The sequence below is a fragment of the Streptomyces sp. AM6-12 genome, assembly GCF_044327085.1.
GTDB lineage: Bacteria > Actinomycetota > Actinomycetes > Streptomycetales > Streptomycetaceae > Streptomyces.
Genome location: NZ_JBIQWN010000001.1, coordinates 5,218,907 through 5,235,447, shown reverse-complemented (window position 1 = coordinate 5,235,447; position 16,541 = coordinate 5,218,907). Strand labels below are relative to the sequence as shown.

Sequence of the window (16,541 nt, the reverse complement as noted above, 5' to 3'; positions counted from 1 at the left end):
GTCGTGTCCGAGGACGAGAAGACTCCGGCCCGCCAGATCATCACCGACTACGCGCAAGAGCACTTCCGGTACTTCCGCACCATCGACGGCACCGTATACGCGCAGCGCAACGGCCACCCTGTTGCCCGCCCGATCCGCTCCCAGGGAACGACCGGCAGCCACCGGCAGGAACTCATGGTCGGTCTGTACAGGGACGACATCGGCGTGTTCAACGGCACCGCGCTCAAGGAGGCGTTGGACTTGATCGAAGCACTCGCCCTGACCGAGGACGTACAGCCCACCCACATCCGCGTCGCTCCCGGGTTCGACGGTGCGACCTGGCTCGACTTGGGCCGCGACGACGGCAAGTCCGTCCGCATCCACCCCACCGGCTGGACCGTCCTCACCCCCGACCCGCAGGAAGTCTGCTGGCGGCGCACCCAGCTCACCGGCGAACTCCCCCTGCCCGTCCAGGACACCAACGGCAAGGGCATCGATCTCCTGCTGCGCCTGTGCAACTTCGCCAGCGCCGAGACCGAGTGCATGGCCATCGCCTGGCTGATCGGCTGCCTGGAGCCCTCCGTGCCCGTCCCCGCCCCCTTCCTCACCGGCCCCCAAGGGGCGGGCAAGTCCACCGGCGGCCGGATGCTCGTGCGGATCATCGAAGGGATGAGCGGCGACCTGCGCCGGGCCCCAAAGGACGAGGAGAACATGATCACGGCCGTCGCCGCCGGCTGGGTCACCGCCCTAGACAACCTCTCCCACCTGCCCCCGGACCTCTCCGACCTCATGTGCTGCATCGTCACCGGCGCCGAGAGCATCAAGCGCGCCCTCTTCACCGACGGGGACGTCGTCCGCTCCCGCTACCGGCGCCCCATGCTCCTCACCGGCATCGACGTCGGCGTCATCCGGCCCGACCTCGCCGAACGCCTCCTCCCGCTCCGTCTCGTGCGGCCCCAAGTGCGGCGGACCGAGGCAGAGCTGTGGAGGGAGTACGCGGACATCCTCCCCGTCGTTCTCGGCTCCCTGCTGGACCTGACAGTGAAGGTGCGGGCCGCGCAGGCGGAAACCCCGACCGATCTGCGGATGGCCGACTTCGCCCACCTGTGCGCGCAGCTCGACGCGGCTACCGGCTTCGGCTCGCTCAGCGCCTACCGGGCCAGCCTCGACGACCTCAACGACGACGTCATCGAAGGAGACCTCCTCGCCCAGACGGTCCTCAAGCACGCGGCCGGACTCGACGCGGGCGCGGAAGTCCGCATGACGTCATCGGAGTGGCTGCACTGCCTCACCAGCCTCTACAGCGGCGAAGAGTGCCGTCCCCTGCCCAAGGGCTGGCCCACCACCGGCAAAGTCCTCTCCGACCGGCTCAAGCGCCTCCAACCGACCCTCGCCGCACGCGGCGTCCTCGTCGACTGGGGCCGCACCAGCGCCGCCCGCTACATCGAAATGACCCGCGGCACCCCGCTCACGCTCCCGCACGAGCAGGAAGCGGCGTTCTGACCCGCGCCACCACGGAGCCGAGCCGAACAAGCAAGAGGAGCACCCCCCGCCCGGGCGGTGCTCCTCTTGCTGTTCCGGCGGCTTGCCGCCGCCAGAGGACGCGCCGCAAAGCGGCTCCTTACTTCAGTCCTGAGCCGCACCGCACCCCCACAGACACCACCCCTTCTCTTTTTCCTAAGAGAAGAGACCCTGCGTCACCCACGTCACCAGCCACCCGAAACCGGTCCCTGACCAGCGGCCATAGCGGTGACGCAGACAGCCAAACCTGCGTCATCCCGCGTCACCCGCGTCACGGATGACAGAACCCCGCCCCGCCCTGTGACACGCCCCGAGCTGCCCGCGTCACCGCATAACCGCAGGTCAGAACCGCAAATGACGTGCCTGACGCAATGACGCAGAAATCCGCGCCTCGGACACCACGCGGACTCCCGACAAATCGCGTACGGAGGCGTCTCATCGACACCGCACTTGATCGGCCGGACCCCCGCGCCATTCTCCGCGGCGGTCTGCCCGATCGCTACCTCACCCCCGACGACATCGCCGAGATCTTCGAGGTGCCCAAAGAAACCGTCTACCAGTGGCGCAAGAAGCGCGTCGGCCCGCCCGGCTTCCGTATCGGCAAGTACGTGCGCTACGACCCCGCCGACGTGCGCGCCTACGTCACCCAACGCAAAGCCGCGGACGCCGCCGCGTAAGCCAACACCCCACCCACACAGCAGGGAGAGCCGCCCACGCGGCTCTCCCTGCTGTGTCGAGAGAGGACTACTGCCTGATGGCAGGCCACATCCAAGACCGGTGGTACAAAACTGAACCCGGCGCCGCCGGCAAGCCCCGCCGTATACGCACGGACCGCTACGGCACCGGGATGCGCTACCGCGCCCGCTATATCGGCCCGGACGGAACCGAGAAGAGCAAGTCATTCTCCGACGGACAGAAGCGACTGGCCGATCAGTGGCTCGCCCACATCGAGGCAGACATGTCTCGGGGCCAGTATGTGGACCCTGCCGCGAGCCGAGTGACGTTTCGGCAGTACGCCGAGAAGTGGCTGAGCACCCAGACCACCGACGTGACCACGCGAGAGTCGGTGGAGTCCGCGATTCGCGGCCATGCGATTCCCTACTTGGGGCCGCGACCGCTCGGCTCGTTCAAACCGGAACACATCCGGGACTGGCTCAGCGAACTGGAACGGGCTGTCCCTGCGTCGTCGTACCGGCGCGTGATCTACAACAACGTGTCGACGGTCCTCAACGCGGCCGTGGACGACGGTCACCTGTCGAAGAACCCGTGCCGCGCGCAATCGGTGCGTCCGCCCGCTGCGGGTGCTGGTCGCGTTGTGCCGTGGGCGGTAGAGCGCGTCTTCGCCGTACGAGCGGCACTCCCGGAGCGATACCGCGCGACGGTTGACCTCGGAGGCGGATGCGGACTGCGGCAAGGGGAAATCTTCGGTTTGCCCGTCGATGCAATCGGCTTCGACTCAGGGTGGCTGCATATCGGGAATCAGGTGAAGGTGACGAAAGGCGGTCTAGTGTTCGGCCCGCCGAAACGCAACAAGATCCGCGACGTTCCCTTGCCGGATCGCGTGGCGCACGTTCTCAAGCAGCACATGGAGGCGTTCCCCCCGGCGGCGATCACCCTGCCGTGGCTCCGGGTGGACGGTCCGCCTGTCACGAAGCGACTGCTGTTCACCCGCCTTGACGGCGCGGGCGCGGTGCGGCGCACCGACTTCAACGACCGCGCGTGGAAGCCTGCTCTCGTAGCTGCTGAGGTGATCCCCGCGCCGAAGCCGGGAGAGCGTCACCAAGCTGCCCGCGAACACGGCATGCACGCTCTCAGGCACTTCTACGCCTCGGTCCTGCTGGACGCCGGCGAGAACATCAAGGCGCTGAGTCACTACCTCGGACACAACGATCCGGGATTCACGCTCCGGGTCTACACGCACCTCATGCCGAGCAGCGACGCTCGGGCCCGGAAGGCTGTGGACGGCCTGTACGAGGGCACCGATCCGGCGGCAGACGGCCCCGAGACGGCCCAGGGCCAGTGAAAGACCATGGGGCCGACGGTCCACGACCGTCGGCCCCACCTGCTGAATCGGCTGCAAACCAGCCCTGACCTGCCCCTACAGCACCGGCAGGTTCTTCCTCAGCTCGAACGCCGTGACCTCGGAGCGGTACTCCTCCCACTCCGAGCGCTTGTTGCGCAGGAAGAAGTCGAAGACGTGCTCGCCCAGGGTCTCGGCGACCAGGTCGCTGCGTTCCATCAGGGTCAGGGCCTCGCCGAGGTTCTGCGGGAGGGGTTCGATGCCCATCGCGCGGCGCTCGGCGTCCGAGAGGGCCCAGACGTCGTCCTCGGCGCCCGGCGGCAGCTCGTAGCCCTCCTCGATGCCCTTCAGGCCCGCGGCGAGGAGGACGGCGTAGGCCAGATAGGGGTTGGCGCCGGAGTCCAGGGAGCGGACCTCGACGCGGGCCGAGCCGGTCTTGCCGGGCTTGTACATCGGGACGCGGACCAGGGCGCTGCGGTTGTTGTGGCCCCAGCAGATGTACGAGGGGGCCTCGCCGCCCGCCCCCGCCGTGCGCTCGGAGCCGCCCCAGATGCGCTTGTAGGAGTTGACCCACTGGTTGGTGACCGCGGACGCCTCCGCGGCGTGCTTGAGCAGGCCCGCGATGAAGGAGCGGCCCACCTTGGAGAGCTGGTACTCGGCGCCGGACTCGTAGAACGCGTTGCGGTCGCCCTCGAACAGGGAGAGGTGGGTGTGCATGCCGCTGCCGGGGTGCTCGGAGAACGGCTTCGGCATGAAGGTGGCCTGGACGCCCTGCTCCAGCGCGACCTGCTTCATGACCAGGCGGAAGGTCATGATGTTGTCGGCGGTCGAGAGGGCGTCGGCGTAGCGCAGGTCGATCTCCTGCTGGCCCGGCGCGCCCTCGTGGTGGGAGAACTCCACCGAGATGCCCATCGACTCCAGCATCGTGATCGCCTGGCGGCGGAAGTCCATGCCGACGCTGGTCGGCGTGTGGTCGAAGTAGCCCGAGTTGTCGGCCGGCGTCGGGCGGGAGCCGTCCAGCGGGCGGTCCTTCAGCAGGAAGAACTCGATCTCCGGGTGGGTGTAGAAGGTGAAGCCCAGGTCGGAGGTGCGGGCCAGGGCACGCTTGAGGACGTAGCGCGGGTCGGCGAAGGACGGGGACCCGTCCGGCATCAGGATGTCGCAGAACATCCGGGCCGTGCCGGGGGTCTCCGCGCGCCACGGCAGCATCTGGAAGGTGGACGGGTCCGGCTTGGCGATCATGTCGGACTCGTAGACGCGGGCGAAGCCCTCGATGGCGGAGCCGTCGAAGCCGATGCCCTCGTCGAAGGCCTGTTCCAGCTCGGCGGGGGCCACGGCGACCGACTTGAGGAAGCCCAGCACGTCCGTGAACCACAGGCGTACGAACCGGATGTCGCGCTCCTCCAGGGTGCGGAGCACGAACTCCTGCTGCTTGTCCATCTTCCGATTCCCCATCCTTGCTGGTCAGGAGCATCCCACCACAACACCGTTTCATCCGTGTTGCGGACCTTGATCGCCCCGACGTCCACCTACTGAACGCCTCTCCTACGGCAGGTGTACTGCCCTGCCGCCCATCTTGCCTGTCGGCGGCGGCATCCGTAACGGCCGGGCGGGGCGGGGACGTGAGGCAGGACACGTCTCTTAAATTTGCACCGTAGATGCAAATTTAAATAGCGTTCGATTCAGCCGAGACCGCAAGGAGCCCGCGATGTTGTCCGAGAAGTCCGCCGCCGCCGTCCGCGCCACCCTCCCCGTCGTGGGGGGCGCCATCGAGCAGATCGCCGAGCGCTTCTACGCCCGGCTGTTCGAGGCCCACCCCGAGCTGCTGCGGGACCTGTTCAACCGCGGCAACCAGGCCTCCGGCGCCCAGAAGTCGGCCCTCGCGGGCTCCATCGCCGCGTTCGCCGGGTACCTGATCGAGCACCCGGACCAGCGGCCGGACGCGATGCTCGGCCGCATCGCCCACAAGCACGCCTCGCTGGGCGTCGTACCGGAGCAGTACCCGGTCGTGCACGAGCACCTCCTCGCCGCCGTCGTGGAGATCCTCGGCGAGGCCGTGACCCCCGAGGTCGCCGCCGCCTGGAGCGAGGTCTACTGGCTGATGGCCAACGCCCTCGTCGCCATCGAGAAGCGGCTGTACGAGGAGAGCGGCAGCCGGGAGTTCCGGGAGTGGGAGGTCGTGGAGCGCGAGGAGGAGACGCCGGACGTCGTCTCCTTCCGGGTCCGGCCCCTCGACGGATCCCCCGTGCGTGGCTTCCGCGCCGGGCAGTACGTCTCCGTAGGGGTGAAGCTCGCCGACGGGGCACGGCAGATACGGCAGTACAGCCTGTCCGGGGCACTCGGCGAGGACGTACGGCAGTTCAGCGTCAAGCGGGTGCACGGCGGTACGACCCCCGGCGGCGAGGTCTCGACCCACCTGCACGCGCACGTACGGGTGGGTGACGTCCTCCAGCTCTCGGAGCCGTACGGCGACCTGGTGCTCGACGGTGCCGACGGGCGCCCCCTGCTGCTCGCCTCCGCCGGCATCGGGGTGACCCCGATGGTCGCCATGCTGGCCTCGCTCGCCGACGACGGGTACGGCGCCCCGGTCACCGTGGTGCACGGCGACCGCTCCCCCGCGGACCACGCCCTGCGCGGCGACCACCGGGCGTACGCGGACAAGCTCGCGGACTCGGCCGTCCACTTCTTCTACGAGCGCGACGCCGAGCCCGGCAGCCGCACCGGACTGGTCGACCTGTCCGGGATCGACATCGCGCCCGGCACCCGCGCCTACCTGTGCGGACCGCTGCCGTTCATGCGGGCCGTGCGCGCCCGGCTGATCGAGAAGGGCGTGGCGCCGGCCGACATCCACTACGAGGTCTTCGGGCCCGACCTGTGGCTCGCCGCCTGACGGTTCACAAGGGAAAAGGGCCGCCCGCCGGGTTTCCGGTGAGCGGCCCCGCGTGCCGTTCAGGAGAGCGGGGTTCCGGGAGGGCGCAGGGAGATGCCCAGCAGCACCGGGCCGGTGGGGTCCGTGATCAGCTGGTCCAGGGTGATCGGGTCCAGGAACGCGTAGAACGCTTCTTGGGCCTGACGCAGGACGCCGCGCAGCCGGCAGTCCGAGCGCAGCGGGCAGGGGGTGGCGCCCTCGCACTCCACCACCTCGTCGCCGCTCTCGAAGGCGCGCACGACCGCGCCGACGGAGGCGGTACGGCCGCGTTCGGTGAGCGCCAGGCCGCCGCCGCGCCCCCGGCGGGCGTCGAGCAGGCCCTGGTGCTGGAGTTCGGCGACGACCTTCGCGGCGTGCGTGTAGGGCACGCCCATGTCCTCGGCGACCTTGCGGGTCGCGGGCGTGTCGTCGGTGGACACGGCGAGGCGCATCAGGATGCGCAGGGCGAGGTCGGTGGACCGCAGCAGCCTCATGGCGCGAGCGTAAATAATACGCATCCCAGGTGCAAATTTAACCCTTTGGCCGTGCTCGCTCTACGGCACTTCCCCACTCCCCCATTACGATCAGCGGGCTCCACCCCCTGTCCGCCCCCTTTCCCCAGAAGGACATCGCCTCATGGGTTCCGCCAACAACAGCAACAGCGCGGCGCGCAAGGCGCGCATCGAGGAGATGCGGCGCGCGGAGCGTTCGCGGGCGCGCCGGAACCGGGCGCTCGTCGTCGCCGCGTCCGTGGTGGTCGTCGCCGGGCTCGTGGTGGGCGGTGTCGTGCTCATGGACAACGGGTCCGGCAAGAAGGACACGGCGGCGAGCGGCGGCGACGGCAAGAACAGCGGCGATGTGAGCAGCAAGAGCTCCGGGGACTCCGGGCACTTCACCACCGGGAAGGACGGCGTGCGCACCTGGCAGGGCACGCTGTCGCGGACGCACGTGACGACCCCGGTGTCGTACCCGATGCACCCGCCGGTCGGCGGCAACCACAACCCGGTGTGGGCCGATTGCAACGGTGACGTCTACACGCAGCAGCTGCACGACGAGAACGCGGTGCACTCGCTGGAGCACGGCGCGGTGTGGGTGACGTACACCGCCAAGGCGCCCAAGGCCGATGTGGCGGCGCTCGCGGAAAAGGTGAAGAAGACGCCGTACTCGCTGATGAGCCCCTACGAGAACCAGGCGGCGCCGCTGATGCTGTCGGCGTGGGGCCACCAGGTGGCGGTCAAGAGCGCCAAGGACCCCGAAGTGGACAAGTTCTTCGCGGAGTTCGTGCAGGGACCGCAGACGCCCGAGCCGGGCGCCTCGTGCACCGGTGGGGTGATGAAGTGAGCCGGCGCGCCATCGGCTGGGCGGCGGGGGCCGCGGCGGCGGTGCTCGTCGCCGCCGGTGCCGTCACGTACGCGGTCGCCGACGCGGGCTCCGGCTCGGGCGACGGCAAGGCGGTGCTGCGGGTCCCGAGCGCGGACTCGGCGGACGCGGGCTTCGCGCGGGACATGGCCGTGCACCACCAGCAGGCCGTCGAGATGTCGTACATCATCCGCGACCACACGAAGAACGAGGACGTACGGCGGCTCGCCTACGACATCGCGCAGACGCAGGCCAACCAGCGCGGGATGCTGCTCGGCTGGCTGGATCTGTGGGGGCTGCCGAAGGTGTCCGCGGACCCGCCGATGACCTGGATGGGCATGGGCGGCATGGTCACCGCCAAGGACGGCTCGCTGATGCCCGGTATGGCCACCAACACGCAGATGCGGAAGCTCGCGACCCTGAACGGGAAGCAGGCCGAGATCTTCTACCTCCAGCTGATGACGAACCATCACAAGGGCGGCATCCACATGGCGGAGGGCTGCGTGGCCAAGTGCACGGTGGGCGTGGAGAAACGGCTGGCCCAGGGGATGGTGGACGCGCAGCAGTCGGAGCTCCAGGTGATGGCCGGGATGCTCAAGGAGCGCGGAGCCGAACCGCTTCCCTGACCAGGGAACAACTCCTTTCGTAACACAGCCGTAAGGAAAAACTGCCCAAATCCCCCCAGGTGACGGTTACTTGAGCCTCTCTTTCCGTCCCGTTTACCTGGCATGAACGGATCATCGGTCAGAGTTGCCCCCATCGTGTGATCCATTCGCCGGCTGTTCACCACCGCCGCCGGCCGGCGCGGAGCCGCGTGTACCTACCTACTACGTGCATGCGCAACGCATCGCAGGGGGTTCTATGAGATCCAAGAGCGCCAAGACGCGCGCCGTGAGCATGGCAGCCGCGCTGCCCATGATCGCCGGTGCGCTGGCGCTGGGCATACCCGCGGCCCACGCCGCGGACAGCCCCGCCCGTAACGCCCTCAAGGGCACCAAGCCGCTGTGGGCCACGGCCAAGGCGGACAAGGGCGCCACCAGCAATGGTGCCCAGCTCAAGGCCCGCGTCTACCTGGCCGGCCGGAACGCGGCGGGCCTCGCGGCCTACGCCAAGGCCGTGTCGGACCCCAGCTCGCCGTCCTACGGCAAGTACCTGTCGGCCAAGCAGGCCCAGGCCCGCTACGGCGCCACCAAGGCCCAGGTCGCCGCCGTCAAGTCCTGGCTGACGTCGGCCGGTCTGAAGGTCACCGAGGTCACGCAGCACTACGTCGCCGTCTCCGGTGACGTGGCCTCCGCCGAGAAGGCGTTCGGCACCCAGCTGCACAACTACGTCAAGGGCTCGAAGACTTACCGCGCCCCCGTGCAGGCGGCCTCCGTCCCGGCGGCCCTCCAGAGCACCGTGCTGACCGTCACCGGTCTGGACAGCGCCCCGCACAAGGCGGACCACGACGACACGCTGCCGCCCCCGGACGCGGTGTTCAAGAACGCCGGTCCGTTCTCGTCGTACTACGGCTCGAAGACCGCGAGCACGCTGCCGGACGCGTACGGCACCAAGCTGCCGTACGCCGTCAAGGGTTACACCGGCAAGCAGCTGCGCTCGGTCTACGGCGCCGGCAAGTACACCGGCAAGGGCGTCCGCGTCGCCATCACCGACGCCTACGCCTCGCCGACCATCGCCTACGACGCCGGCACGTACGCGGCGAAGAACGGCGACAAGGCGTGGAAGACCGGTCAGCTGCACCAGTCGCTGCCGGCCAACTTCACCCGGACCACCGAGTGCAAGGCGTCGGGCTGGTACGGCGAGGAGACCCTGGATGTCGAGGCCGTGCACGCGGTCGCGCCGGACGCCGACGTCACCTACGTCGGTGCGGCCTCCTGCTACGACGACGATCTGCTCGACTCGCTGAGCAAGGTGGTCGACAACCACCTGGCCGACATCGTCTCCAACTCGTGGGGCGACGTCGAGGCCAACCAGACGCCGGACCTCGCGGCCGCCTACGACCAGGTCTTCCAGCTGGGCGCGGTGCAGGGCATCGGCTTCTACTTCTCCTCCGGTGACGACGGCGACCAGGTCGCCAACACCGGCACCAAGCAGGTCGACACCCCGGCCAACTCCGCCTGGGTGACCGCCGTCGGCGGCACCTCCCTCGCGGTCGGCAAGGGCGACAAGTACCTGTGGGAGACCGGCTGGGGCACCACGAAGTCCAGCCTGTCGGCCGACGGCAAGAGCTGGGTCAACTTCCCCGGCGCCTTCACCTCGGGTGCGGGCGGCGGCACCAGCAGCACGGTCGCCGAGCCGTACTACCAGAAGGGCGTCGTCCCGGACGCGCTCGCCAAGGCGAACAACGCCTCCGGCAACCGCGTCGTCCCGGACATCGCGGCCATCGCCGACCCGAACACCGGGTTCCTGGTGGGCCAGACGCAGACCTTCCCCGACGGGTCGCAGCAGTACAGCGAGTACCGCATCGGCGGCACCTCGCTGGCCGCGCCGACCATCGCGGCGGTCCAGGCCCTCGCCGAGCAGGCGCGCGGCGGCAAGTCGATCGGTTTCGCCAACCCGTCGATCTACGCGAAGTTCGGCAAGAAGGGCGTCTACCACGACGTCACGGACAACCCCACGGGCCACGGCCTGGGTGTCGTCCGCGTGGACTACGCCAACGGCATCGACGCCACCGGCGGCCTGCTCTACTCCGTCCGCACCCTGGGCAAGGACAGCTCCCTGTCCGCGACCAAGGGCTACGACGACGTGACGGGCGTCGGCTCCCCGGCGGACGGCTACGTCGCGTCGTACGCCAAGAGCGACAGCAAGAAGCACTGAACGGCTCCGCCGAGCTGAACTGAGCTCCGCAAGAAGGGGACGTGCGGCCTGCATTGGCCGCACGTCCCCTTCGCGTTGCCTGTATCGCCGGAAGGACCGGCCGGTCAGTGCCCGCGACGGCGGTCGAGCAGGAAGAAGAGAAGGAAGGAAACGGCGAGCAGGAGGACGGCGGTCACCGCCGCCACCGCGAGCAGGATCACGCCGACGGACAGCAGGGCGGCCAGTCCCAGCGCGGCACACGCGCCGGGACTGGCCCAGGCCAGGAACCAGCCCCAGGGCGCGCCATGCCGTCCGACGGCTTCGGCGGTTCTGGTGCGCATGCTGCCTCGCGGATCGGCCGGGCTCGCCTGACCCGTGCGCCTAGGCTGCACCTCCATGACCACCGCATCGCAGGACAGCATCCGACCGTTCCGCATCGCGATCCCGGACGCCGACCTGGAGGACCTGAGGCGCCGGCTGGACCACGCCCGCTGGCCGGACGAACTGCCGGGCGCCGGCTGGGAGTACGGCGTGCCCGGCGGCTATCTGCGCGAACTGGCGCACTACTGGCGGCACGTGTACGACTGGCGGGCGGCGGAGGCCCGGCTGAACCGGTGGCCGCAGTTCACGACCACGGTCGACGGCGCCCGCCTTCACTTCGCGCACATCCGCTCCCCGGAACCGGACGCCACACCGCTGATCATCACGCACGGCTGGCCCGGTTCCCTCGCCGAGTTCGAGCGGATCGCCGGCCCGCTCACCGACCCCCGCGCCCACGGCGCCGACCCGGCGGACGCCTTCCACCTGGTCCTGCCGAGCATCCCCGGCTTCGGTCTCTCCGGCCCCACCCGTGAGAAGGGCTGGGAGTACCGCCGGGTCGCGGCCGCGCTCGCCGAGCTGATGCGCCGCCTGGAGTACGACCGTTACGGCGCCCAGGGCGGCGACTGGGGCGCGGCGATCTCCCGCGAGCTGGGCCGTATCCGCCCGGACCACGTCATCGGCGTCCATCTGAACCTGATCCCCGGCGCGGGCGCCACGGCCGAGCCGACGCCGGAGGAACTCGCCGCGCTCACCCCGGCGGAACAGGAACGCACCCGAGCGTCCTGGGAGCGGATGCGGGCCTGGAGCCGCGAGCAGCAGGGCTACGCCGACATCCAGTCGACCCGTCCGCACACCCTCGCCTACGGGCTCTCCGACTCGCCCATCGGGCAACTCGCGTGGATCGCGGAGAAGTTCAAGGAGTGGACGGACTCCACCGACCGCCCGGAGGACGCCGTCGACCGTGATCACCTGCTGACGAACGTGATGCTGTACTGGCTGACCAACACCTCCGCCTCCTCCGCCCGCCTCTACTACGAGCGCGCCCACGCCGGCTACTGGGGCCGCCCGCCGGAGCCCTCCCCGACCCCGACCGCGTTCGCCTCCTTCCCGCGGGAGAACTTCATCGCGCTGCGCCATGTCGCCGAGCGCACGAACAACATCGTCCGCTGGACGGAGTTCGACAGGGGCGGCCACTTCGCGGCGATGGAGCAGCCGGAGCTGCTTGCCGACGACATCCGGGCGTTCTTCCGTGACCTGCGCGTCGTGCGTGAGGAACTCTCGTCCTGAGGATGGATAGGGTCGTATCCCCCGACGCGGAGAGGCAGTTGCATGACCGGGATCGTGATCGCGCAGACGACCGTGGACGAGGAGGAGCGGGCGAAGGCGCTCGCGCGCGGCGCCGTGGAGAACCGGCTGGCGGCCTGCGCCCATATCGATGCGCCGTTCACGGCGGTGTACCGGTGGCAGGGCGCGGTGGAGACGGCGCGGGAGTGGCGGATCTCGTACAAGACGACCGCGGACCGGCTGCCGGAGCTGGAGGCCTGGGTCGCCGAACGGCACGGCTACGAGGTGCCGGAGTGGATCACGCTGCCGGTGACCGGGGGGTCGGAGGCGTATCTGAGGTGGGTGGCCGAGGAGTCCTCGACGGGGGCGGCCGGGTGACGCGGCACGTCGTGGACGCGTCACCCGGCCCCCGGATGCGCGCGGCGGCGGCGCCACCGCGACGTGAGCGCCCGCCGCCGTGCGGGCGGGGTCAGCGGATGTGGACCGTGGCCACGGTGGAGGTGTGCAGGCGGGTGGGGTGGTGGTCGTGCTTGTTCTTCAGGCCGTAGAGAACCGCGCGGAATTGCAGGTCGCCGCGGTGGGCGGCGGAGCCGTGGGCGGTGACGCGGGCGCCCTCCTCGACCGCGGCGCTGCACGTCTCCTGGTGCCACGCCTGCTTGCCGCTGCGCTCCTGAAGGCACAGCTGGTGCAGGAAGCCGGCGCTGTCGTCGTCACCGTCCGCCTTGATCGTGAACGCCTTGCCGACGTGCGCCGTGCGCGGCGCCGTGATCTCCACGTCGCCCTTGGCGAACGCCGGTACGGCGGCCAGCGTCACCGAGGCGAGCCCCAGTGCGCCGATCACGGCCGCGCGAACGCCCCGCGCCCTCTTCGTCCCGTTCATACGCTTCCCTCCCCTGGGCCCCCCGGCGTCCGGCGAGACCCGCTTCATTGCGAAAGCGCCCGATTGCGCCTCGCTGGTCCTTGAGAGGGATGGGGAGGCGGGTCGGGTTGGGTCCCGCCCGACGGCTTTACGAAACCATGCCGAATCCTCCGGGGGTCGCCGGGAGGGACGCGTACGGGGGCGAGTACCGGGCGGGGCTCAGGCGACAGGCAGCCCCAGGGCACGCAGCGTGCCCGGAGGTACGTCGGCCTCTTCGAGGGCGTCGGCCAGGCGCAGAGCCAGATCGGCGACGCGGAGGCCGGGGGGCGTCTCGGGTACGTCGCCGCCGAGACCGGTCAGCCAATCGGCGATCTTGCGCCAGGAGTAGAACTCCGTGCCACCGGTCCCAGGTTCCGGGTCCGGGAACCCGCTGGGACGTCGTCCACGTCGACCGTGCGGCCGGCGTTCATCGCGTACTGCGCCGCCTCGATCGAGACGCTCAGGGCCAGGCAGACGGCGGTGGTCCGGGCGAGGTGGGGGCGCCGGGTGGAGAACAGCAGCAGGATGCCGAGCGGGACGAACATCAGCGCGTTGGCCAACTGGAGGCGCAGGACCATCTCGTGTTCCATCGCGCCCGTGGAGGACAAGCCGTCGTCCCACAGGCCCTCGCCCGGCATCCACGAGATGGAGCGGGGGCCGCCGCTGTCCAGGGGCTGGGTGGGCAGCAGCGTGGCGGCGAAGACGATCGCGAGACACAGCGCGAGCAGAACGCGGGACAGCCTCGGAACGGCGTCGCGTGCCCGCGCCTCGAGTGCGGCGGCCGCCCAGACGGTTCCTTGGGCGAGGGGTGCGCGATGTCCGGTCAGGGGATGGGGGCAGCCGCGTGGTCGCCGGGAGTGCACCACCACACGGGGCGGCGCCCCGACGACAGCTTGGGGTGGGTACCGATGCGGTGGACCGGGCAGAGGGGCCAGACCTAGCGGTGCCGGTCCACCAGGTGGCTCTGGATGGCCTCGGCGACCTCGACGTAGACCTCCGGGGGCTCGGCGGACCAGATCGCCCAGCCCTCGAAGGAGGTCACGCCGATGGGGAAATCGTCGGACGGCTCCTCGGTGCAGAAGCCCGCGGGTACGTCGATGCCGGTGTGGGCGCGCGCCGCCGCGGCCACCTCGGTGAACGCCTCGGTGATGTCCTTCAGCCTGCGGTCGAACGCCAGCACCGCGAAGCGCTCTGCCGGGACCTCTCCGTTCCCTTCGAACACCTCCCGTGTCCAGGAGGGCGGGTTCTCGGGATCGGGGTAGTCCAGCGCGCGGTGCAGACCCGACAGCCAGGCGCGGTAGGCCCCTTCGTAGCCCCCCACTACTCCGACTTCAGCGACGCGACGAAGGGGGCCCAGGCGGTGGCGGGGAGGAGGAGGGCGGGACCGCCGGGCACCTTGGAGTCGCGGACGGGGACGAGGCCGGGCACGTTGTCGGCAACCTCGACGCAGTCGCCACCACCCCCGTTGCTGTAGCTGCTCTTGAGCCAGAGCGCGTCACTCAAGTCGATCCGGTTGCTTGCCATTTCGGTAATCCTCTGCCGCGGCTTTGATCAGGTCGAGGGACGCCTCCGGAGACAGCGCGACGGCCCTGAGGCGATCGTACGACCTGCGGTACTCCTTCACGATGGCCGGATCATCGATGGTGTCGCCGCTGTGCAGCGCCTCCGTATAGAACAGCGGCGGCGCATCGGGAAACGTCATGATCTTCGCTGAGCCGATCATGAGCGGGTGCGTGCCAACCTTCCGCAGAAGGAGCTGCGGAGTGATCCGCCGCCGCTCGGTCAGCTCGACGATACGGTCCAGCTGTTCGGCCATCGCCGGGAACGGCAGGAGTGGGTCCGTGATCAGCGACTCGTGCAGGATCGCCCAGTATTCGGGGACCCGGTGGTCCACCTCGAAGAGTTCGGCTCGCGCCATCCGTCCGTTGACCTTCACCGCCACCTCCTCCTCAAGGGACAGCGGAAACTCCGCCAGAATGACGGCCCGTGCGTAGGCGGGCGTCTGGAGCAGCCCAGGGATGAGGATCGGGCACCACTCCTCGATGGTCAGGGCGAACTTCTCCGCCTCCAGAACTTTTTCGAAGTACGCGGCGTGCCCAGACCTCTTGGCCTTCTGTACGTTCTCGCAGTTCCGCTCGAAGAAGCCGTCCGTCCCCAGCACCTGATCCGCGTGCTGCGCCAGTTCCAGCGGCATCCTGCGGTGCCCGTGTTCGATGTCGCTGAGGTAGGTCTTGCCGAAGTAACTGCCCTTGAGAAACGCCTCCAGCGACAGCCCCGCCGCCTCCCGCTTCCACCGCAGCTCCTTGCCGTAGAAGGTCGGGACGCTCATCGAGCCGTCGATGTCCTTGCGTCGTGCCACGCGCTCACCGCCGTAACTCACCGTGCTGATTCCGCTGTTCACGTCGTGGACGCGAAACGTCTTCCACGGTAGCGAGTCAAACGACACTCTGTGAGGTGTTCGTCACACAACGCACAGAAAGCAGACCACCCATGTCGGACCCCTCCCCCACGCCCTACGACGTCACCCTCTGCGTAGAAGAACTCCGCGCCGCCCTCGCCCTGCACGGCATCAAGTTGCCCTCCCTCAGCGTTCATCTGCCGAGCTTCGCGGCCCGGTACGGGGAGTCCGCCGGGCTCGTCACGCTCGGGAACTGCAACATGGCCACGGCGCGGGCGCTCGCCGGTGTGCTGAAGAAGGCGGCGGGTGAGGGATGAGGGCCGTCGAACTGCGCATCCCGGCGACGCCGAAGGCCGTGCCGGAACTGCGTCACCGGCTCCGGGGGTACGACTACGACGTCCGCCTGTGCGCGACGGAGCTGCTGACGAACGTCATCGAGCACGTCGGGGACGGAACTCCGGTGTGCGTGAGCGTCGTTCGGGCGGGCGGTCCCGGCCGTACCCGCATCGAGGTGACCGACCCGGACCCTCGCGGAACGCCCGCCGTCCTCTCGGCCGCGGAGACGGCGGAGGGCGGGCGGGGTCTCGTCCTGGTGTCCGCGCTGGCGCACAGGTGGGGGGTGGAGCGCGGGCCGGGCGGCAAGACGGTCTGGTGCGAGGTGGTCCGGGAGCGGGAGCCGGCCGGCCCCGGCGGGCGTGACGGTGAGGACGGCCGGGACGGAGCGGTGGCCGGGCTCGGCGGGGTGCCGTAGGGCCGGGGCGACGGTCAGAGCGCTACCGGTAGTGCGCGATGGCCGTGCCGATGAGGGAGATGAGAAGCAGGAGGAGGCCGGCCAGGGCGCCGAGGATCGCGGACCTGTCGGAGCGGGACCGGTGTTCGTGGTCCGGGTCGTGCCGTCGGCGCACGCGCTCGGCGAGTTCCGGGGCGGCCGGGTCGGCGGCCAGTTCACGCTCGGCCCGCCGGATCAGGCGGGCGAGGTCGCGGTCCGTGGGTTTCCAGGAGGGGGCGGGCTTTTCCGGCATGGCGCACCTCGCGGTCGGCGGCGTAGCCGCATCCT

General features: G+C 69.8%; 20 protein-coding genes. 11 read left to right on the top strand and 9 right to left on the bottom strand.

The window, feature by feature from the left end; all coding sequences use genetic code 11:
* The first annotated feature begins 3 nt into the window (after nucleotides 1-3).
* The 3 genes from ACE4Q9_RS23785 (at nucleotide 4) to ACE4Q9_RS23775 (ending at nucleotide 3,523) form a co-directional block, all read left to right on the top strand.
* The gene (locus ACE4Q9_RS23785) at nucleotides 4-1,482 is read left to right on the top strand and encodes an ATP-binding protein (RefSeq protein WP_397986255.1); all 1,479 of its coding nucleotides are present in this window, start codon (nucleotides 4-6) and stop codon (nucleotides 1,480-1,482) included.
* A 455-nt stretch (nucleotides 1,483-1,937) separates the two neighbouring features.
* Nucleotides 1,938-2,177, top strand: coding sequence for a helix-turn-helix transcriptional regulator (locus ACE4Q9_RS23780; protein ID WP_397987312.1), 240 nt, complete (start codon nucleotides 1,938-1,940; stop codon nucleotides 2,175-2,177).
* Nucleotides 2,178-2,254: 77 nt separating this feature from the next.
* Complete coding sequence (locus ACE4Q9_RS23775) at nucleotides 2,255-3,523, top strand: tyrosine-type recombinase/integrase (protein ID WP_397986254.1); 1,269 nt, start codon at nucleotides 2,255-2,257, stop codon at nucleotides 3,521-3,523.
* Between the two features lie 75 nt (nucleotides 3,524-3,598).
* Here ACE4Q9_RS23775 and ACE4Q9_RS23770 read toward each other — a convergent pair whose 3' ends face one another.
* Nucleotides 3,599-4,960: a glutamine synthetase family protein gene (locus ACE4Q9_RS23770; RefSeq protein ID WP_397986253.1), complete on the bottom strand. Its 1,362-nt coding sequence runs from the start codon at nucleotides 4,958-4,960 to the stop codon at nucleotides 3,599-3,601.
* Nucleotides 4,961-5,228: 268 nt separating this feature from the next.
* Between ACE4Q9_RS23770 and ACE4Q9_RS23765 the strand changes: the two genes are divergently transcribed.
* Nucleotides 5,229-6,410 carry a globin domain-containing protein gene (locus ACE4Q9_RS23765; RefSeq protein ID WP_397986252.1) on the top strand — a complete coding sequence of 394 codons (1,182 nt, stop codon included), beginning with the start codon at nucleotides 5,229-5,231 and terminating at the stop codon, nucleotides 6,408-6,410.
* A 59-nt stretch (nucleotides 6,411-6,469) separates the two neighbouring features.
* Here the strand turns inward: ACE4Q9_RS23765 and ACE4Q9_RS23760 are convergent, their stop codons facing one another.
* On the bottom strand, nucleotides 6,470-6,922 hold the full coding sequence (locus tag ACE4Q9_RS23760) for an RrF2 family transcriptional regulator (RefSeq protein WP_397986251.1): 453 nt from the start codon (nucleotides 6,920-6,922) through the stop codon (nucleotides 6,470-6,472).
* A 142-nt stretch (nucleotides 6,923-7,064) separates the two neighbouring features.
* Between ACE4Q9_RS23760 and ACE4Q9_RS23755 the strand changes: the two genes are divergently transcribed.
* From ACE4Q9_RS23755 to ACE4Q9_RS23745, 3 genes are all read left to right on the top strand, one after another.
* On the top strand, nucleotides 7,065-7,769 hold the full coding sequence (locus ACE4Q9_RS23755; RefSeq protein ID WP_397986250.1) for a DUF3105 domain-containing protein: 705 nt from the start codon (nucleotides 7,065-7,067) through the stop codon (nucleotides 7,767-7,769).
* A complete protein-coding gene (locus ACE4Q9_RS23750) occupies nucleotides 7,766-8,413 on the top strand; it encodes a DUF305 domain-containing protein (RefSeq protein ID WP_397986249.1) in 648 nt (215 codons plus the stop codon). Before ACE4Q9_RS23755 ends, ACE4Q9_RS23750 begins: the two co-directional genes overlap by 4 nt.
* A gap of 235 nt (nucleotides 8,414-8,648) precedes the next feature.
* On the top strand, nucleotides 8,649-10,604 hold the full coding sequence (locus ACE4Q9_RS23745; RefSeq protein WP_397986248.1) for a protease pro-enzyme activation domain-containing protein: 1,956 nt from the start codon (nucleotides 8,649-8,651) through the stop codon (nucleotides 10,602-10,604).
* Between the two features lie 104 nt (nucleotides 10,605-10,708).
* Here the strand turns inward: ACE4Q9_RS23745 and ACE4Q9_RS23740 are convergent, their stop codons facing one another.
* Entirely contained in the window at nucleotides 10,709-10,924 is a 216-nt protein-coding gene (locus ACE4Q9_RS23740; protein WP_397986247.1) for a hypothetical protein, read from the bottom strand.
* 55 nt (nucleotides 10,925-10,979) lie between these two features.
* On the opposite strand from ACE4Q9_RS23740, the gene ACE4Q9_RS23735 reads away from it, so the two are divergent.
* Nucleotides 10,980-12,191, top strand: a complete 1,212-nt coding sequence (locus ACE4Q9_RS23735; RefSeq protein ID WP_397986246.1) for an epoxide hydrolase family protein — start codon at nucleotides 10,980-10,982, stop codon at nucleotides 12,189-12,191.
* A gap of 42 nt (nucleotides 12,192-12,233) precedes the next feature.
* Nucleotides 12,234-12,566: a divalent-cation tolerance protein CutA gene (gene cutA / locus ACE4Q9_RS23730; protein ID WP_397986245.1), complete on the top strand. Its 333-nt coding sequence runs from the start codon at nucleotides 12,234-12,236 to the stop codon at nucleotides 12,564-12,566.
* A gap of 91 nt (nucleotides 12,567-12,657) precedes the next feature.
* Here cutA and ACE4Q9_RS23725 read toward each other — a convergent pair whose 3' ends face one another.
* The 5 genes from ACE4Q9_RS23725 to ACE4Q9_RS23705 form a co-directional block, all read right to left on the bottom strand.
* A complete protein-coding gene (locus tag ACE4Q9_RS23725) occupies nucleotides 12,658-13,068 on the bottom strand; it encodes a hypothetical protein (RefSeq protein ID WP_397986244.1) in 411 nt (136 codons plus the stop codon).
* Nucleotides 13,069-13,403: 335 nt separating this feature from the next.
* The gene (locus tag ACE4Q9_RS23720; protein ID WP_397986243.1) at nucleotides 13,404-13,949 is read right to left on the bottom strand and encodes a VanZ family protein; all 546 of its coding nucleotides are present in this window, start codon (nucleotides 13,947-13,949) and stop codon (nucleotides 13,404-13,406) included.
* A gap of 74 nt (nucleotides 13,950-14,023) precedes the next feature.
* Complete coding sequence (locus ACE4Q9_RS23715; protein ID WP_397986242.1) at nucleotides 14,024-14,407, bottom strand: hypothetical protein; 384 nt, start codon at nucleotides 14,405-14,407, stop codon at nucleotides 14,024-14,026.
* The gene (locus ACE4Q9_RS23710) at nucleotides 14,407-14,610 is read right to left on the bottom strand and encodes a DUF397 domain-containing protein (RefSeq protein ID WP_397986241.1); all 204 of its coding nucleotides are present in this window, start codon (nucleotides 14,608-14,610) and stop codon (nucleotides 14,407-14,409) included. Before ACE4Q9_RS23710 ends, ACE4Q9_RS23715 begins: the two co-directional genes overlap by 1 nt.
* Nucleotides 14,582-15,415: a helix-turn-helix domain-containing protein gene (locus ACE4Q9_RS23705; protein ID WP_397987311.1), complete on the bottom strand. Its 834-nt coding sequence runs from the start codon at nucleotides 15,413-15,415 to the stop codon at nucleotides 14,582-14,584. The genes ACE4Q9_RS23710 and ACE4Q9_RS23705 overlap by 29 nt, the downstream gene beginning before the upstream one ends.
* A gap of 161 nt (nucleotides 15,416-15,576) precedes the next feature.
* On the opposite strand from ACE4Q9_RS23705, the gene ACE4Q9_RS23700 reads away from it, so the two are divergent.
* The gene (locus ACE4Q9_RS23700) at nucleotides 15,577-15,801 is read left to right on the top strand and encodes a hypothetical protein (RefSeq protein ID WP_397986240.1); all 225 of its coding nucleotides are present in this window, start codon (nucleotides 15,577-15,579) and stop codon (nucleotides 15,799-15,801) included.
* Nucleotides 15,798-16,235 (top strand): ATP-binding protein, encoded by a 438-nt coding sequence (locus tag ACE4Q9_RS23695; protein ID WP_397986239.1) that lies wholly within the window; start codon nucleotides 15,798-15,800, stop codon nucleotides 16,233-16,235. Before ACE4Q9_RS23700 ends, ACE4Q9_RS23695 begins: the two co-directional genes overlap by 4 nt.
* Before the next feature lie 22 nt (nucleotides 16,236-16,257).
* Here the strand turns inward: ACE4Q9_RS23695 and ACE4Q9_RS23690 are convergent, their stop codons facing one another.
* Entirely contained in the window at nucleotides 16,258-16,506 is a 249-nt protein-coding gene (locus tag ACE4Q9_RS23690) for a hypothetical protein (protein WP_397986238.1), read from the bottom strand.
* Nucleotides 16,507-16,541: the final 35 nt, after the last annotated feature.

Excerpts from the sequence above, each read along its gene's own strand:
- ACE4Q9_RS23745 (WP_397986248.1), top strand. The coding sequence starts at position 8,649 with ATGAGATCCAAGAGCGCCAAGACGCGCGCCGTGAGCATGGCAGCCGCG.
- ACE4Q9_RS23710 (WP_397986241.1), bottom strand. The coding sequence starts at position 14,610 with ATGGCAAGCAACCGGATCGACTTGAGTGACGCGCTCTGGCTCAAGAGC.
- ACE4Q9_RS23765 (WP_397986252.1), top strand. The coding sequence starts at position 5,229 with ATGTTGTCCGAGAAGTCCGCCGCCGCCGTCCGCGCCACCCTCCCCGTC.
- ACE4Q9_RS23735 (WP_397986246.1), top strand. The coding sequence starts at position 10,980 with ATGACCACCGCATCGCAGGACAGCATCCGACCGTTCCGCATCGCGATC.
- ACE4Q9_RS23725 (WP_397986244.1), bottom strand. The coding sequence starts at position 13,068 with ATGAACGGGACGAAGAGGGCGCGGGGCGTTCGCGCGGCCGTGATCGGC.
- ACE4Q9_RS23705 (WP_397987311.1), bottom strand. The coding sequence starts at position 15,415 with ATGAGCGTCCCGACCTTCTACGGCAAGGAGCTGCGGTGGAAGCGGGAG.
- ACE4Q9_RS23740 (WP_397986247.1), bottom strand. The coding sequence starts at position 10,924 with ATGCGCACCAGAACCGCCGAAGCCGTCGGACGGCATGGCGCGCCCTGG.
- ACE4Q9_RS23690 (WP_397986238.1), bottom strand. The coding sequence starts at position 16,506 with ATGCCGGAAAAGCCCGCCCCCTCCTGGAAACCCACGGACCGCGACCTC.
- ACE4Q9_RS23775 (WP_397986254.1), top strand. The coding sequence starts at position 2,255 with ATGGCAGGCCACATCCAAGACCGGTGGTACAAAACTGAACCCGGCGCC.
- ACE4Q9_RS23760 (WP_397986251.1), bottom strand. The coding sequence starts at position 6,922 with ATGAGGCTGCTGCGGTCCACCGACCTCGCCCTGCGCATCCTGATGCGC.
- ACE4Q9_RS23695 (WP_397986239.1), top strand. The coding sequence starts at position 15,798 with ATGAGGGCCGTCGAACTGCGCATCCCGGCGACGCCGAAGGCCGTGCCG.
- cutA (WP_397986245.1), top strand. The coding sequence starts at position 12,234 with ATGACCGGGATCGTGATCGCGCAGACGACCGTGGACGAGGAGGAGCGG.
- ACE4Q9_RS23700 (WP_397986240.1), top strand. The coding sequence starts at position 15,577 with ATGTCGGACCCCTCCCCCACGCCCTACGACGTCACCCTCTGCGTAGAA.
- ACE4Q9_RS23770 (WP_397986253.1), bottom strand. The coding sequence starts at position 4,960 with ATGGACAAGCAGCAGGAGTTCGTGCTCCGCACCCTGGAGGAGCGCGAC.
- ACE4Q9_RS23755 (WP_397986250.1), top strand. The coding sequence starts at position 7,065 with ATGGGTTCCGCCAACAACAGCAACAGCGCGGCGCGCAAGGCGCGCATC.